Consider the following 16,197-nt stretch of genomic DNA (forward strand, 5'->3'; position numbering starts at 1 on the left):
AATTCAATTAATTTTGAATATTCGCCAATGAAAACTAACAGGGCACCTATTACAATAATTCCAGCACCTAGTGCGATAAGACTTTGTGATGCAACACTTTCCATACAATACCTCCAGATTTTTAGATACTATAAATTATGACCATTAATTTAATATGTTTCCTTGAAAATTGACAACGCAATTTTATTAATAAGTTAACATTCAAGCCGTAATTTCCGCTGATCGACCCAGATTTCGATTTTCTGAAACCTTGAATGACTTCTTCACCTTTTATCGAAGTGTTGCTTCAGTAAATTTTTAGGAGGAATGCGAAATGAGTCAATCCTTACTCAGCGAAATTCATTATTTCAGAATTCCTGTCAACAATTTGTCGGAGTCTGTGACTTGGTACACCGAACGCCTCGGTTTTACCTTGAGGCATAATAGCGGTGAGCTCGCGGTGATGGCGCTAGAATCTGGCCCTTTGTTCGTATTGGTTGAGGCAGATCAGGGCTCCAGAGGACATTTCACAATTGGAGGCCAGCTAGAGTTTTCGGTCGGTTTTACGACTACCGATATCAACGCGCTTCACAGCAAATTTTCCGCCCAAGGTATCCAAACCGATGAAATCCAGGAGGATAACGGGCATCAGTACTTTCATTTCTTCGATCCAAGCGGCAACAAGTTACAGGTACATAATTGATGAATGATTGAGTGATTCTGAATTTGGCAGAATCACTTTTTAATTGGAGTGGTAAAGGAATGTGGTTCAAGGTTCTCGAAAGTTAGTGGCAGGTATTTTATTTAGATGGTAAAGGAGAAGATGACATGATCACGATTCAGGACATACGAAATGCACGCGAAACCATTCAGGACACGATCCATACCACCCCTATCCTCCAGTCTAGCCAGTTATCAGAGCTGTGCAGGAATGATGTCTTTTTAAAATGTGAGCACCTACAGAAGACGGGTTCTTTCAAAATCCGTGGGGCCACCAACAAGGTCAAGCAAGTTGCGAAAGAAGGTGCGGAATTGGTTACCGCAGCTTCTTCAGGAAACCACGGGCAGGCTGTTTCTTTTATCGCCAGACAGCTTGGCATTCCTGCGACGATTGTTGTTCCGACAGATGTGAATCCCTGTAAAATGAGAGCAATTGAAGCGTATGATGGGAAAATCGTGAAATGCGGTACGACCTCAGCAGAACGGATTCCTAGAGCGATCAAGATTGCAGAAGAACAAAATGGTGTTTTCATACCGCCGTATGACGATCCGTATATCATGGCTGGTCAGGGCACGACTGGACTTGAAATCCTTGATCAGATGCCGGAAGTGGATGCGGTTGTCGTCCCGATTGGAGGAGGTGGACTTATCTCCGGCATCTTGACCGCCTTGAAGGAAACCAATCCGAACATCAAGGTATACGGCGTGGAACCAGAGACAGCGAATGATACGTTTTTGTCTTTGAAAAATGGACAGATAACGGCAATCCCGGCAACTTCCACAATTGCTGACGGTCTTCGGGCTTCCCAGCCTGGGGACATGACGTTTCCAGTAATTCAGAAATACGTGGACGATCTCGTATTGGTTTCCGATGACGAAATCCGGCAAGCATTCAGCTTTGTGATGGAACGGATGAAACAAGTCATCGAGCCATCAAGTGCAGTGACGGTCGCTGCATTAATGAACACAAAGCTTCCTCTTGAAGGGAAAAACGTCGTGACCGTCATTTCCGGTGGGAACGTGGATCTGGCTAGAATCAACTCCTTGATGGTGGGGACAAAAACGATTTATTAAACTTGATTTTTCATGAATAGTTCATTCTGTTTTCAACAACACTAAAACAGCTTAGAAACTATCGACATTCAGGGGAGATTATCTATGTACAAATTGTTCACGCACAATGATCTCGATGGTATTGGCTGTGGGATCGTGGCTAAGATGGCGTTCGGCGACGCTATTGATGTCCGTTATAATTCGGTGATGGGGCTCGATTTCCAGGTAGAGCGATTCCTTGAACGAAAAGATGAGAAACAAAATAAAGATTTGACTTTGTTCATCACAGACCTCTCCGTCAATGAAAAGAATGAAAAAGCTCTGGATGACTTTGCGCAAGAAGGCGGGAAAGTACAGCTAATCGATCACCATAAAACTGCACTCCATTTCAATGATTATGACTGGGGCTATGTGAAAGTTGAATATGACGATGGACGCCTGGCATGTGCGACCTCCCTTTTATACAGTTACCTTGTTCATCATCAACTTCTTGAACCCTCAGCTGCACTGGAAGAATTCGTGGAGCTCGTTCGACAATATGACACTTGGGAATGGGAACAGAACGACAATGTTAAAGCGAAACAATTGAATGATCTATTCTTCATGGTCTCGATTGATGAGTTTGTCGAGAAGATGGTACCGAGACTTGAGCGTATGGACCACTTCGAATACGATGAATTCGAGCAAAAGCTGCTCGAAATGGAAGAAGATAAGATTGAGCGTTATATTAGAAGGAAAAAACGCGAACTCGTGCAAACTTTCGTCGGTGATTATTGCACTGGCATCGTCCATGCAGAAAGCTACCATTCTGAGCTTGGAAATGAACTGGGTACGGCCAATCGTCATCTCGATTACATTACGATTCTGAATATGGGCGGTAGAAAGATCAGTTTCAGGACGATCCATGATGATGTCGATGTCTCTGCAGTCGCAGGGTATTTCGGGGGTGGCGGACATGCAAAAGCCGCAGGTTGTTCCATGAATGAGGAATCCTATGAGATTTATGCTAGAGCTGCTTTTATAATCGAGCCGATAAGACAGGATGCATTCCGAAACCATTACAACCTTAAAGAAACCCCACAGGGATGCTTATATGAAAATCGAAATGAGGATCGCCTATTCATTTATGCGGAAGTGTCAGACCAATGGATCGTCGAACGCAACGGTAAGGCGATATCACATCGCTTTTCAAGTTTTGAAGAAGCGGAAAGATACGTCAAAAGGAACCACTCTGCCTGGCTTGCACGCGATGAGCATTATGTAGACTATTTGAAAGAGTTCATGATGAAGAGTAAAGTAAGGAACTGACTAAAAATTTAGTCAGTTCCAAAGCTAGTTCAATCTATTAATGTCAACTTTTTAAATCCATTTCAAGAAGAAAGGAACTTAAGCTTTTTCCATGTCTATCAAGAGATAGTGAACGTGTCACCCCGCCACCTAATGCGTTTGTCAATACAAAGTTCAATGCTCCTAAGCTTGGTAATTCATAACGTATCACTTCACCCTTCGCGATATTCTGAAACCATTCTTTTACTTTTAAAGCGGTGATTTGGTCTTTCATTAACTCATAATCGTCCATATTATAAACAATCAAGGAGATATTTGATATATTCCCTTTATCACCTGTTCTCGAGTGAGCGATTTCACGCAATTTCATCGTTTACACCTCCTCATAATTTATTTTGGTTTTGATATTCTCTGCTGGTATAAGGATAGAAGCAATCGAAACGATTTCATTTACGTTTATCCTGACACCACCCCCGCCAGCAGGTCCATTTGTATATAAAGCTTCTACTTCATTTCCCATTTGAATTCCATCTTCCTTTAATGTTGTTCGTCCTGCTACTCGTAACCGAACATCATTATATCCATGTAAGTCTGGGATATGAATCTTGAAAAGCGAATTTACACCAATATAATCTACTTTCAACTCTTGAATAGACAAACCGGTATATTGAATCCTCTTTTCAACAATCTCCCCTGCTAATATTGCTTTTTCAAGTGCTCCAGACCCTCCATAACTTATTTCTCCTTCAACTATATAACAATCCTTATACCCTATGCTTGTTTTATAATAACCGCTTTTTTCTCTACCTGTAGCTCCAGTAATCAAAACCTTGTCAGGCTCGATTTCTTTTACACTGACCTGTGAAAAATCTGCATTAACGTCAGGTGTCATATAATTTGAAGGATCGTGTATCTCGTATAGAATTTGTTCTTTAACAGTGCCTGTGGTAACTTTTCCACCAGTCCCTGCAAGTTTTGTAATGATTATGTCCCCATTTTCATATACTTCCCCAATCGGGAATCCAACGTTCCATAAGTCCGGTACATCTTTATACCCTGGATCTGCGAAATATCCTCCTGTTACTTGAGCCCCACATTCAAGTAAATGACCTGCTAATGTGGCTTTTCCGAGAATGTCATAATCGTCTATTTCCCATTCAAACTCATATAATAAAGGTCCGATAACTAAAGAGGGATCTGTCACTCTTCCTGTAATGACGATATCTGCCCCATTCTGAAGAGCCTGTTGAATCCCCTCTGCTCCTAAATAAACATTGGCTGAGATAATTTCTCCTTTTATTTCAGATAGTTTATTTCCATACTCTAATGTGTTGAAATCATTATAGTCATCAATATCTGAAAAAATATCATCTCCTAAAACGGCCGCAATTTTTAAGTTCGTTATACCTAGACGTATTGCAATATCTTTAACCAATCTCGCTGCTGATACTGGATTTGCTGCACCCATATTTGTAATTACCTTGATCTTTTTTTCAGTACAGATAGGTAAAACTTTTTCCATGCGATACTCAAGTAGTTCATTGAACCCTTTATCAGGGTCCGCTAACTTTTGTTGTTGCGCTAGTGCAATAGTCCTTTCAGCCAGACATTCAAAAATGATGTAATCGAGGTCTCCCTTTTTCATAATTTCTATAGCTGGTTCAATTCGATCACCACTATAACCAGCTCCACCACCAATTCTTATCTTTTTCATCCTATACACGCCCTTTAAGTCAGATAACTCTTATTATCAAAGCAACAATTGTCATAATAATAGTAGTTCCAAACGCCCATTTGAAGATAAATTTCTGATGGTCACCTAATTCAACGTTTGCTAGCCCGACCAATAAAAATGTAGATGCTGTTAAGGGACTTAGTGGAAAACCTGTTGTCATTTGCCCAAGTATTCCCGCTCTTGCAATTTCTACTGATTTAACGCCATATGCAGCCGCGGTTTCACTCAGAACTGGCAAAACACCAAAATAAAATGCGTCTGGAGTGAATAACAAACTGAATGGCATACTTGTAATAGCGACAATCACAGCCATGATATTGCCCATACTTTGAGGGATAAGCCCTACAAGTGCGTTCGCCATTTCTTCAATCATCCCTGTCCCATTCAGAATTCCAGTAAATATTCCGGCTGCAAATATAATCGAGACAACGGTGATCATTCCAAATGCTTGCGTTTTTATTTGGTTTTGTTGATCATCAGGTTTTGGATAATTAACCAAGAGAGCAACTGCGAATGATACCATAAAAACAACTGGCAAAGGAAGCCATACTTTAATCAGGGCAACGATTGTAATAATGGTCAGTCCTAAATTAAACCAGAATAATTTAGGTCTTCTCATATCTTTTTCCTCATCAGTCAGTTCCTGATGAAAATCATATTGGATATCCTTAATGCCTACACGTTTTCTCTCTTTTTTTCCCATCATATAAGCAGCGAAAAGGACCCATAGCAAGCCTGCGATCATTGCCGGTAAAAGAGGGTTGAAAATTTCTTCTGGAGTCAGTTCTAAAGCACTTGCAGCTCGTGCAGTCGGACCACCCCACGGAACCATATTCATTGTGCCTGCTCCTAACGCAACGGTACCTGCTAAAACCAGCCTGCTCATACCCATTTTTTCATATAAAGGCAATAAAGCTGGAATCGTAATTAAAAAGGTGGAAGCCCCCGATCCATCTAAATGCGTGAGCATGGTAATGACTGCTGTCCCTAAAACTATTTTCAATGGATCACCTTTAACAAGCTTAAGGACATTACGGATTACCGGGTCAAATAATCCAGCATTGTTCATCACACCAAAATAGAGAATTGCAAATCCCAGCATGATACCAGTTGGAGCAACGCCGGTTATTCCTTCTAACATTAAGGCTCCCAACTCTTTCCCGAATCCTCCGATTAACGCGAATATCATAGGAACAAGGATCAATGCAACAATGACGGAGACTCTTTTCGTTAAAATCAGTGCTAAAAACATGAAAATCGTTAAAAACCCAAGTAAAGCAATCATACATTTACCTCCTAACCCATCGTTTTAGTGATAACGCTTTCATTTTCATTAATTGAATACGAATCCCCATCTTTTGTATGTTGATTCCCTTTATCATAATGCAAGAAATATGCCAATTTAAAAACCCTCAATTATGAGGGTTCAAACAGTATTATTAAATTTATATTTTCTAAAAAGTTAGAACTTTCAAAACGAATCGGTCATAATAAATTCTTCCTGAATGCTAGCCAGTAGGATTTCTTATAATTTAGAATAATTTCTAACATATTAGAATCAAACAGGAATATGGAGTCTAGAAATTTTGTTATACAAGGTTGCTAAAGAAATGTTCAGCCTTTTTGCTGCAAGCTTTTTTCCTTTCAAGTCAGTTCCAGTTTTTTTAAGCACTTCCAAAATTGTCTCTCTCTCCGTCTCTTCAATGATCCGTTCTAAAGTTTTTTCACCTGGGCTTTTTCCAATTCTGTTTATCGTATCAGGAAGATCTCCAACTTTCAGTTTCGTGGACTCTGTCATATTCATTGCATAATGGATTGTATTTTTCAGCTCTCTAATATTCCCAGGCCAATCGTAACTCATTAACAAGTCAATAAATGATTCATCAGGAGAAAGGGAATCCAGGTTAGCATTCTGTAAAAAATAATCTACCAAAAGAGGTATATCATCCTTCCGGGATTTTAAAGAAGGTATCTTGATTTGAAATGTGTTCAACCGGTAGTATAGATCTGCCCGAAACCGTTCTTTTGATATCATTTTTTCGAGGTCTTTATTTGTAGCAGCGATCACACGTATATTCACTCTTCTTTCATAAAGACTGCCAACCTTTCGTATTACCCCGTCCTGCATTACCCTCAATAGTTTTGATTGCATTACAAGTGGCATATCACCTATTTCATCCAAAAAAAGTGTTCCATTGTCTGCTAGGTCAATCAAACCGGATTTTCCACCCTTTTTCGAGCTAGTAAAGGCACCTTCCTCGTAACCAAATAATTCGCTCTCTAACAATGTGGAAGGTATAGCGGCACAATTAACCGGCACAAATGGTTGACTATTACGGCTGCTAGATTGGTGGATAGCCTGGGCAAACAATTCTTTCCCAGTGCCACTTTCACCTAAAATAAGGATATTGAAATCAGTTCCAGCTGCTTTCTTTGCGGAATGGATGGAATTGAGCAATCCTTTATTTTGACCGACAATATCCTCAAACGAATATGTCGTCCGATGAAAACTCCCCACCATTTCTTCAAGCTGTTTTAATCGTCTTTTACTCTTATTAAGCTCTTGTGTAAGATGATGAACTTCTCTTAAACTTTTACAAACAGAAACTGCACCTATTATTTTATTTCCATTATAGATTGGAGCCATGTCAACGATATAATTGTTCTTTCCTTCTTTACGAAATACTCCAGATCTAACCTTTCCATCAATTAAAACTTCGGGCAGTTCTGCACCAGGCCTCACATCTTTTAAATGCTTACCAATAATTTCATTTTCTGTAACGCCGGTAATGCTTGTGTATTCTTTATTAATTATTTGAACCACTCCATAAGAGTCGATTACTAGTATTCCATCATTTACTGATTGGATAATGCTTTTAAACCAATTGGCATCATTGCTATCGATCAAGAAAGACATCCTTTAACGAACCTCCTTTTAAACAGGTAATCCCTTATACATAAAAGTATTTATTCTTCCGTAATTCTAGATAAATACTTCTTATTCCTTTAGCATTCTTTCCTAAAAAAGCTTAGGGAATTTAAAATGGACACTTTCTATATGAAAAGAAAATGTCCATAATGTTGATAAGCCAAAGATTCAAGGCTTTCCACTTCAATTCCTCGTATACTTTTGTTAACAATACTTCACCAGGATCGTGGCTCAGTTCCCACATCATTGCACCGCTCAGTCCCTTCAACTTGAGATAGTCCGTTTTATGGCCGATGGATATTGCGTCATCATAGCTGATGAAGGTAGAACCATTAAAAAGCCAGGGTACTTGCGAATCCTCTTCCCTATGGGGAGTGAATCCATTTTTGTTGATGTGTTCTGCCTTTAGTGCAGCATAATTGACCGAACGGCCTCCACCGGTAAATTGCTGGTACAAACCATTATTTGCATTTGTGGATTGCTTGAACATCCTACCATAGAATGGCAGAACCATTACGAGCTTATCAGCTGGGACTCCATTATTGATAAATGTCTCGACAGCATCCTTCACGCTCCATTCATTATGATAGCCGCTTTCTGGATCCTGTTTTAATGGCGCATTCATTCCAGTAAGTTCATCCCACTCGCCATGTATATCGTAGCTCATCATTTGAACATAATCGACATATTGATGGAGCTTATCCAACTCTAGATTATTAACGTGGGTTTTGCTCGCTCCTGCTGCGATTGTCAAAAGATACTCCTGTCCGTCCTTCTTACTCTGGGCATCCAACGTCTCTCTGATTTTTTTCAATACCAATGTGTAATTCTGTTTATCTTCCGGTCGATTGATGTTATCTGGTTGGCCGCCGTTAACAGGGTATTCCCAATCCAGATCAACACCATCGAAACCATATTTCTGCACAAATTCCAAAACACTTTCGGCGAATATGGTCCGAGACTCTTCAGTCAGTGCTACATCAGAAAAATTCTCCGACCATGTCCACCCGCCTACCGAAATCAATGTTTTTATATGAGGATGCTGTTCCTTCAGTTCTTTCAACTGGTTGAAATTTTCGCCATCCACCCAAGGATCGCCAACTGCTATTTCTCCGTCACTAGAGATATTGGCAAAAAGCATAGTTGATATGCGTCAGCTTACTGGCATCGATGTCAGAAACCTGGAAACCGGAATACGCCGCCCAACCTGCATAATAGCCGATTTTCTTATACTGATTTTCAACTTCAGCCGTGTGCACTTTCTTTTTATTCTTTTTCCATTCCGATTTCTTCTGATTACCTCTCAGTTCTTCACTTGATTTGTCAGCTGCACCCGACACTGGTAAACTATTCCCTGTCAACGTAAAGGTTCCTATGAACACTAGAAAAATAAGTGAAATAATAAATGGTTTATGATTTACACTACTCCATGTTTTCCGCTTCATAACAGTATCTTCTCCCCTAGCAGACTACCTATCTTTTATTCTAAGGGGAGGGGGAGGGTGATGGGAGATGTAGTGGTAAATTATAGCATTTCTTATCCAAAAAAAATGGCTACCCGCTGTTCGATCGCTGCAACAATCAATCTGCGAGTAGCCCAAGATATAGAACAAAGTTCCAAGATTTAGGCGGAGGTTAAGCGCCTGTTTTAAGTATACGAACAAATGTTCTTATTGTCAATGGGATTTTCAAAAAAATTATTTTATGATGTGCAATTACGTCTGATCACATTTTGCCTTCGAGTAACTCCGCTGAAGTTGAAGTCACAGGTTTTTCCGCGTATGGTAAGTGAAATCATCATTTCACCTCTCTGATCTTCAACCAACAGCAGATTATAAGGGGTCTTCATAGAAGCGACACGACCATCACCAAATGCTTCCACATAGTTATACTGACATGTGATACCTTGGAGGTTCTCAGTTTTATATCGGTATCCAAGATCACCATGGACCGTGACATTGAAAAAACTTTCACTTTTTATACATGACGGACACAACTTCCCAGTTAGAGTAAGGAAACCATATCCTATTTTTCTTCCAGATTGCTGAATTTCAACAGGGGTATTTAGAATTTTCAATATAACTTCACAAGGACACCTTGAAGAGTCAGTAAAATGACTAGTTCGTATTACTTGTTGTTGTACAATCTTTTTCAAAACATCACTCCCTTGTGACAGACTATGCTCTATCAAAAGGGAATGTTTGTACGAATGACCTGCTAGTTTAATAGATTTACAATGTTGGCTAACTCCGATTAACGAACGATGCTACTTCACTATAGGTAAGGACTCCCCCAGTCATTTCATGGAAAGTCTGGTCATTATTGATCTCTTCACTCATTTTTTTCAATAACGTTACCGTTGCTCGGAATGGTGCGGATCCGGTACTAACCCTTTCAATTCCTATCTCTGAAAGTTCTTTAAGCGAAGGCAAATAAGGATGAACCAACAGGTTGATTGAACAAGAAACTTCAGACCTTAGTTTTTGAATCGTTTCTTTATCATGGAGTCCCGGTACAAAAATACAATCCGCTCCAGCTTCTTCATAAGCTTTCACTCGTTCCAGTGCCATTTGAAAACGTGTTGAAGGATCACCGATTTTCAACCAATAGAGATCGGTACGCGCATTGATAAACAATGCCTCATCATTTTCCTTGCAAAATTCTTTGATAGCGGAGATCATTTCTGTTTGGGATGAAAGATCATTGATGGGATGCTGAAGATCTCCTGTCCCATCTTCAATGTTTATTCCAACTGCACCCGCGTTAAGGATTTTCTGTACTGTTCGAACAACCTCTTCCGCTGTATTACCATAACCAGCTTCAATGTCTGCACTGACTGGTACATCCACAGCATTAACGATGCATTCCACAACTGCAATCATTTTATCGATTGGTAGCTGTTGTCCATCTCGATATCCTAATGAGGCTGCGATCCCTGCGCTAGTCGTTCCGATCGCTCTAAAGCCGCCTTCCTCAAACATTTTTGCACTGATGACATCCCAGGCATTTGGCAGGACAAATGTTGAAGAGTCTTTGTGTAAGTGACGAAAGCTTTTTTCTTTATTCATGCTCATAATTTTTCCTCCTTTTTGTCCATTGTAATTCATTAACACTTCGAGTATCATCGAAGTATGGAATACATACATGGAGGTGCTGAAATGAGTGCAAATCCAAATATGGCAGAAGTTGCGTCTCTCCTAGCAGACCCGTCTAGAGCAGAGATCCTCATGACGTTGTTGGATGGTCGCTATCATACAGCCAGTGAACTAGCTTATGCAGCTGCGATAAAATCGCAAACAGCTAGCTTTCATCTTGCCAAGATGGTTCAAGCTGGTTTAGTTACCGCAGAAAAGAGTGGACGTCATCGTTATTATCAGCTTGCCAACAAGGAAGTTGCACGCATCTTGGAATCTTTTTTATCGATTTCAAAACCTAAAGAGGTACGTTCATTTAAACAGTCCTCTCAATCCAAGATGCTTCGAAAAGCCCGGACTTGCTATGATCATTTAGCAGGTGAATTGGGTGTATCGTTGACGGAATCCATGATTGAATCAGGCTATCTGGATAAGGAGGAAAAAGAATTTGTGGTAACGCAGAAAGGTGAAGAATTCTACGTAGATTTCGGCATCAACCTTACTGAATTGAGGAAGAAACGCCGTTCATTTTCCTATGTATGTTTGGATTGGAGCGAACGAAAGCACCATCTTGCAGGGGCTTTAGGGCAAGCGTTGGCAGACCAGCTGTTTGAGCGTAATTGGGTTAAACGTGTCCCGACCATACGAGCAGTGGAAATCACCCCGACAGGAAAAAAAGAGCTTAATAAATTATTTAATCTAGAGTTTGATTAAGTATTTGATCTCTCGAAATTCACTTTAAAACCCGATAGGTAACATGTGTCACATCGGGAGCTTCTGTCACCTTCACATTTTCCAGTTTAATTTGTTCAGAGCCGATATGATCGAACAGTCGGATCCCTCCACCTAGTAGGACAGGTACGATGTGAAGCTGGGATTTCATCAATCTGGCCATCTTTCAAACACTGATGGGCGACATTCGCGGTTCCGACTCCGACATTTTTCTTCCCAGCAGCAGCTTTTGCCTGTTCAACTGCCCTTTCGATTCCGTCTGTCACAAAGATGAACGGGGTACTTCCTTCCGGAGGGGTATCTGGAGGATGATGAGTGACAACAACTACCGTCGCGCCGTGGACGGGATGATTACCTCCCCATCCTTGCACTACGTCAAATGTTCGTCTGCCTACTATAATGGCTCCGGTTGTTTCAAAGGATTCATCGAACACCTCTCTGCTTTTCTGTGAAAGCTTGAAAAAATCATTATGTTTGCTTGGGTGGTTTCCGGTGAATAGCCAGCTATGAAGAATATCCCCGCCAACTCCAAGCGGCTGTTCATCGTTATCATTCGGCCCTGCAATGAATCCATCCAACGACATAGACATATCTAAAACAACTTTCCCCATAGTCGTCTCTCCTCATTCAAAAGATTTATCAGTGGTATTACGAGCGTGCACGGTTGTTCCGCATAGCATGCAATACTTTCAATTGTTCGTTGTTGAAACAATTCTCATACTCAGAAGACCCCCTGCTATAAAGCGCAATTTTTCCCTCCTCATCAAAGTGGAGACCCCAGCCATATTTTTTCGGAAGCATAGACGCCCGTAGGCATGGTTGAGGCTTGTGAAACAATTTATCTCTGAGTTGATTATTCTTTCGCTCTTCTTCAGGGATGGATTTATGGCGCACATAGACTTCATAAATCAGATCTTCCTGGGTGTATGTATATGGGTTATTGGAGAGCAGTTCATATTCGATACGGGGTTTGGTGAGCCCTCCCTTCTTAATCGGAGGTTCCATTCCTTCCGATACTGGACAGTCCTCTGAAACAGTAATAAAGGTCTGATAATAATTCATATCTTTTTTCATAAAAGTTCCCCTTACTCGTTATTTAACTAATCCTTCTCTCAACGTATTGACTCCAAATTCTAAATAACCTTTCAGACAAGTCAACATAAAGACCCATCCCTCTTTATTATCCAGCATTTTGTTAATCAGCTTTTCATCATTATCCCTAAAACCTTCTTCCCTGACTTCTACAACCGTTGTGGAGTGATCTATTTCATCGAATGTAAGTGTGACGGTGTGTATTTCCTCAGCTGGTCCCCAGTTGAACTGGATTTTCTGATTTTCTTCGATTTCAATGACTTCTATTTCACCCTCAGCGTTAAAAAGATCGTATTTCAGGGTAATCGTCTTCCCTGTTTCCCATCTTGCAGAACTTGATGAAAACCAGAAGTTTCCGATTTTATCGGGATCAACAATGGCTTCAAATACTTCGTAAGCAGGTTTTTCTATTTTCATTTTTGTCTGATTATGCACAACAAACACCCTTTCTTCAGGTTCGTTTAAATTCTTTCAAGAAAAAACTAGAAGCAACTCCAAACCTCAGTCCATATCAATCACATATGACGTTATTTCTTTTATTTTTGAAGTTTTGCCTGCGCCGGTGAAATTATAAACGTGGCAAAATGCAGTCCTTTGCTTATTTTTATAAACGAGTTCTCCGTTTACTGATGCAGAACGACCATGTGTGATGATGTTATAGATGTGCAATTCTGTTATGTCCCCGTCCACATTTTGAATCAGCATTTCGGCAAACTGTTCTTTTCCCTCAATCATTTGAGCACCAGCTTTTTTCCAATAAATATCATCTGAAAGATTCTCCATGAAATAATTTCTATCGTTTATAGCAATAGCGATATTGAATTTCTTTAACATCTCTTTTTTAGGTGAGTTTCCACAATCTTCACTGCAAAAAATTTTAATATCCTCAGAAGTGATATGATTCAATAGGTACACCCCCTTGATTTTGAAATCCATCGTATATATATTCTATCTTTTTCTGAAATTGTCCTCTCTTTTTCTCAATTGATTGTTCGAAAAGGACGCTTTAACGAAAAGCGCCCCAGAGTGTTTTTTCTAAATGAATGCTTTAAACTATAGCTTCGCTGTGGTCCTGATTTGTTTTTTGATTTGATGAAATGATTTTCTGTCTTTTGTGGTGAGTTATATAAGAACCTGCTATCAATACATATCCAATAAGGAACACCACCAGCCCACTCGCAGGATCTCCTACTGCGATGGTGGAATACATAGCACCAGTTAAATCAATCACAAAGCCTGCATACGCCCATTCTTTAACCCGTGGAAAACCAGGTACAAGCAGTGCTATGACACCTAACAATTTGGCTACGCCGATAAATGGCAAAATATATGCAGGATAACCTAAATGATCGAACAAAGCGACAGCAGCAGGATCAGACATGATATCCGGAATAGCTCCGAAAAGCATTAATGCAGCCAAAAGACCTGTAAAAATCCAGTAGGTGATCATTATTTTTTTCATTGTGCAATCTTCCTCCTTCAGTTTTTTGTTTCATGAATTAAATATACTCGAAACAGAATATTCCATAAAAGGTATATATTACCCAATTAAAAATGTTAATCTTTCTAATACTCCATTATTTAAATCCAACTTTTGGAAGATATAATCGACGAAAAATGCAATCTCCACAGGTTTATCATGATCCAGATTAATATGCTTAAAGTCCCGAAGCACCCCAAAAAAAGAAAGCTGTCTCATTAGCATCTGACTCTCACCGTTGTGAATAACATTTTGAGAAAAAGCGTGGTTTTAATACAAAATGTTGTGTTAGTGGTGTCTGACACTAGTCTTTGGGACAGCCCCGAGAAACTTTATTTCTGCTTAAACTCGTATACCTTGAATTCCCCATTTCCAGAGGAAAATTTGATAATGTTCCGATCTTCAGGTATACCTTCAAAATAGGCACCTATACAACCTGTTGTACATCTATGCCCGGATAATAAGATATTCAGTTCACTCTTGCCATATTTGACGTCAATCTCTTTCATGAAGTCGAAAATCCTTCCTATGAAGCCTGGAATTTCTTCCACCCCATTATAAACACTGGGATCAGGAATCGGTCCAACCATTTTGACTTCATTCTTTTTCAATCGGTCCGCTTCTCCTAAATCGAAGACATCCAGCCTCGGATCAGTTGTCGCTTCGATACCTGTTGCGATTTCAGCTGTCTCGACCGCTCTTTCCTGCGGAGATGAAAACACAAGATCAAACTTGATTTGTTTGAGCTTATCTTTTAAACTTTCAGCTTGATTTCTCCCGTTTTCGTTTAGAGGAAGACCAGATCTCCCTTGTATCCTTGCTTCTTTATTCAAGTCCGTTTCCCCGTGCCTGATCACATAAATCATAGCTCCCTCTCCCTTTTAAAAAAATGGATTGCTCTTAGTTTTCGCCGCTAAGACGCTTGCTCGCTGTATTGGTGGACGGTCTGACAGGCTGATGCCCTAACGCTTTTGATAAACCAAATTTCGGCATGTTTCCGTAAATCGATTCGAATTGCCCCTTCTTCACAGTATAGGTTTCATGATAAATACCGACCGCATCGTTGTGTCCAACCTTTTTATTGAAATCGTTCCATGCTTTCAAGTGCTTTTGACCTCTGGCATAGGCAAGTAGATCTTTTTCCGATCGCCAATATTGGATCATCATTGTTGTACGTAAGCTGAAGAAATTCTCAATCGATAAGCAGCCAAGATCTTTATTGACATAGAGCTCTTTGATCATAGGCGGCATGGCCATGAACACCGGCCACCACTTGTGGATTGCCCACCATTTGTTCACACGCATTCCGATGATGAAAACAACGATGTCGCCCTCTTGGCCGATCGTATACCTGCCTGGAAAGATCTCCTTTCCCATTTTCATTCCTCCTCCAACAGTTTTTTCTTCGTATCTTCACACCAGTCGATTTCCGCTTGGGTCGTACGCAGACCATAATCCAGCGTGATGATCCAGTAGGGTGCATCCACTTCATCATTCAGCCGGGTGGTGATCATTTCTTTGATTCCTTCATAGGTGTTGTAACGATTGATCAGTTTTTCCTGGTAGGTTTTTAATTGATGGACGGTAATGCTGAGTTCTTGATGGCGGCTGAAAAAAAGTTTGAGCAGGAGTTCGTTTTTTTCAACCGGAAGCTCTTTGATGGGGTTTTGAAGCCAATTCTTAAGGGTCTTTTCGCCTTCAGAAGTGATGTGGTATTCTTTTTTGTCTGGTTTTCCTTCTTGAGGAGTGAACTGGACCGATGCATATCCTTCTTCTACTAACTTTTTCAAAGCAGGATAAATTTGACCATAGCTTATTTTCCAAAAATGATTCAAACTCCCGTCAATCATCTGTTTGATAGAATAACCGGTGTGGAAACCCGCCGTCAGTAGACCGAGAATCGCATATTGCGTGTTGTTTTCCTTAGCCATCGTACACCTCCAATATATATCTTTTTGCTATATATCTTTTTGATACATATAATTTACCATATTCATCCTTTCATGTAAACCCAGAATATAAAAAAAGGCTGATGTACAATCATCAGTCCTTTTGT

At 40.2% G+C, this 16,197-nt stretch carries 20 protein-coding genes; 4 read left to right on the plus strand and 16 right to left on the minus strand.

The features are described from left to right. Positions 1–313: 313 nt before the first annotated feature. From KOL94_RS17320 to KOL94_RS17330, 3 genes are all read left to right on the plus strand, one after another. A complete protein-coding gene (locus KOL94_RS17320; protein ID WP_221567858.1) occupies positions 314–682 on the plus strand; it encodes a VOC family protein in 369 nt (122 codons plus the stop codon). A gap of 125 nt (positions 683–807) precedes the next feature. Beyond that, positions 808–1,773, plus strand: a complete 966-nt coding sequence (locus tag KOL94_RS17325; RefSeq protein ID WP_221567859.1) for a threonine ammonia-lyase — start codon at positions 808–810, stop codon at positions 1,771–1,773. A gap of 84 nt (positions 1,774–1,857) precedes the next feature. Continuing rightward, positions 1,858–3,060 carry a DHH family phosphoesterase gene (locus tag KOL94_RS17330; protein ID WP_221567860.1) on the plus strand — a complete coding sequence of 401 codons (1,203 nt, stop codon included), beginning with the start codon at positions 1,858–1,860 and terminating at the stop codon, positions 3,058–3,060. A 43-nt stretch (positions 3,061–3,103) separates the two neighbouring features. Here KOL94_RS17330 and KOL94_RS17335 read toward each other — a convergent pair whose 3' ends face one another. From KOL94_RS17335 to KOL94_RS17365, 8 genes are all read right to left on the minus strand, one after another. Continuing rightward, entirely contained in the window at positions 3,104–3,409 is a 306-nt protein-coding gene (locus KOL94_RS17335; protein ID WP_221567861.1) for an AtuA-related protein, read from the minus strand. Between the two features lie 3 nt (positions 3,410–3,412). Then, positions 3,413–4,753, minus strand: a complete 1,341-nt coding sequence (locus KOL94_RS17340) for an acyclic terpene utilization AtuA family protein (RefSeq protein ID WP_221567862.1) — start codon at positions 4,751–4,753, stop codon at positions 3,413–3,415. A 19-nt stretch (positions 4,754–4,772) separates the two neighbouring features. Continuing rightward, complete coding sequence (locus KOL94_RS17345) at positions 4,773–6,059, minus strand: CitMHS family transporter (protein WP_221567863.1); 1,287 nt, start codon at positions 6,057–6,059, stop codon at positions 4,773–4,775. Positions 6,060–6,332: 273 nt separating this feature from the next. Continuing rightward, positions 6,333–7,691 (minus strand): sigma-54 interaction domain-containing protein, encoded by a 1,359-nt coding sequence (locus tag KOL94_RS17350; RefSeq protein ID WP_221567864.1) that lies wholly within the window; start codon positions 7,689–7,691, stop codon positions 6,333–6,335. A 121-nt stretch (positions 7,692–7,812) separates the two neighbouring features. Continuing rightward, the gene (locus KOL94_RS17355) at positions 7,813–8,844 is read right to left on the minus strand and encodes a glycoside hydrolase family 18 protein (protein ID WP_260412505.1); all 1,032 of its coding nucleotides are present in this window, start codon (positions 8,842–8,844) and stop codon (positions 7,813–7,815) included. Beyond that, the gene (locus KOL94_RS25365) at positions 8,822–9,148 is read right to left on the minus strand and encodes a hypothetical protein (protein ID WP_260412506.1); all 327 of its coding nucleotides are present in this window, start codon (positions 9,146–9,148) and stop codon (positions 8,822–8,824) included. The genes KOL94_RS17355 and KOL94_RS25365 overlap by 23 nt, the downstream gene beginning before the upstream one ends. Positions 9,149–9,405: 257 nt before the next feature. Then, positions 9,406–9,858, minus strand: coding sequence for a hypothetical protein (locus KOL94_RS17360; protein ID WP_221567865.1), 453 nt, complete (start codon positions 9,856–9,858; stop codon positions 9,406–9,408). An 88-nt stretch (positions 9,859–9,946) separates the two neighbouring features. Next, complete coding sequence (locus KOL94_RS17365) at positions 9,947–10,777, minus strand: isocitrate lyase/PEP mutase family protein (protein ID WP_260412507.1); 831 nt, start codon at positions 10,775–10,777, stop codon at positions 9,947–9,949. 84 nt (positions 10,778–10,861) lie between these two features. Between KOL94_RS17365 and KOL94_RS17370 the strand changes: the two genes are divergently transcribed. Then, a complete protein-coding gene (locus tag KOL94_RS17370) occupies positions 10,862–11,551 on the plus strand; it encodes an ArsR/SmtB family transcription factor (protein WP_221567867.1) in 690 nt (229 codons plus the stop codon). Between the two features lie 95 nt (positions 11,552–11,646). Here KOL94_RS17370 and KOL94_RS17375 read toward each other — a convergent pair whose 3' ends face one another. From KOL94_RS17375 to KOL94_RS17410, 8 genes are all read right to left on the minus strand, one after another. Beyond that, positions 11,647–12,180 carry a dihydrofolate reductase family protein gene (locus KOL94_RS17375; protein WP_260412508.1) on the minus strand — a complete coding sequence of 178 codons (534 nt, stop codon included), beginning with the start codon at positions 12,178–12,180 and terminating at the stop codon, positions 11,647–11,649. 37 nt (positions 12,181–12,217) lie between these two features. Next, positions 12,218–12,643 carry a DUF6157 family protein gene (locus tag KOL94_RS17380; protein WP_221567868.1) on the minus strand — a complete coding sequence of 142 codons (426 nt, stop codon included), beginning with the start codon at positions 12,641–12,643 and terminating at the stop codon, positions 12,218–12,220. A gap of 18 nt (positions 12,644–12,661) precedes the next feature. Beyond that, positions 12,662–13,096 (minus strand): SRPBCC family protein, encoded by a 435-nt coding sequence (locus KOL94_RS17385; protein WP_311775186.1) that lies wholly within the window; start codon positions 13,094–13,096, stop codon positions 12,662–12,664. Between the two features lie 66 nt (positions 13,097–13,162). Continuing rightward, the gene (locus tag KOL94_RS17390) at positions 13,163–13,597 is read right to left on the minus strand and encodes a hypothetical protein (RefSeq protein ID WP_221567870.1); all 435 of its coding nucleotides are present in this window, start codon (positions 13,595–13,597) and stop codon (positions 13,163–13,165) included. A 112-nt stretch (positions 13,598–13,709) separates the two neighbouring features. Then, positions 13,710–14,123 carry a DoxX family protein gene (locus KOL94_RS17395; protein ID WP_221567871.1) on the minus strand — a complete coding sequence of 138 codons (414 nt, stop codon included), beginning with the start codon at positions 14,121–14,123 and terminating at the stop codon, positions 13,710–13,712. Between the two features lie 350 nt (positions 14,124–14,473). Continuing rightward, positions 14,474–15,007 carry a histidine phosphatase family protein gene (locus tag KOL94_RS17400; RefSeq protein ID WP_221567872.1) on the minus strand — a complete coding sequence of 178 codons (534 nt, stop codon included), beginning with the start codon at positions 15,005–15,007 and terminating at the stop codon, positions 14,474–14,476. Between the two features lie 34 nt (positions 15,008–15,041). Next, the gene (locus KOL94_RS17405) at positions 15,042–15,518 is read right to left on the minus strand and encodes a DUF4188 domain-containing protein (RefSeq protein ID WP_221567873.1); all 477 of its coding nucleotides are present in this window, start codon (positions 15,516–15,518) and stop codon (positions 15,042–15,044) included. Between the two features lie 2 nt (positions 15,519–15,520). Next, on the minus strand, positions 15,521–16,072 hold the full coding sequence (locus KOL94_RS17410) for a PadR family transcriptional regulator (RefSeq protein WP_221567874.1): 552 nt from the start codon (positions 16,070–16,072) through the stop codon (positions 15,521–15,523). Between the last annotated feature and the right edge of the window lie 125 nt (positions 16,073–16,197).

This window comes from Alkalihalobacillus sp. TS-13 (assembly GCF_019720915.1).
Lineage (GTDB): Bacteria > Bacillota > Bacilli > Bacillales > Fictibacillaceae > Pseudalkalibacillus.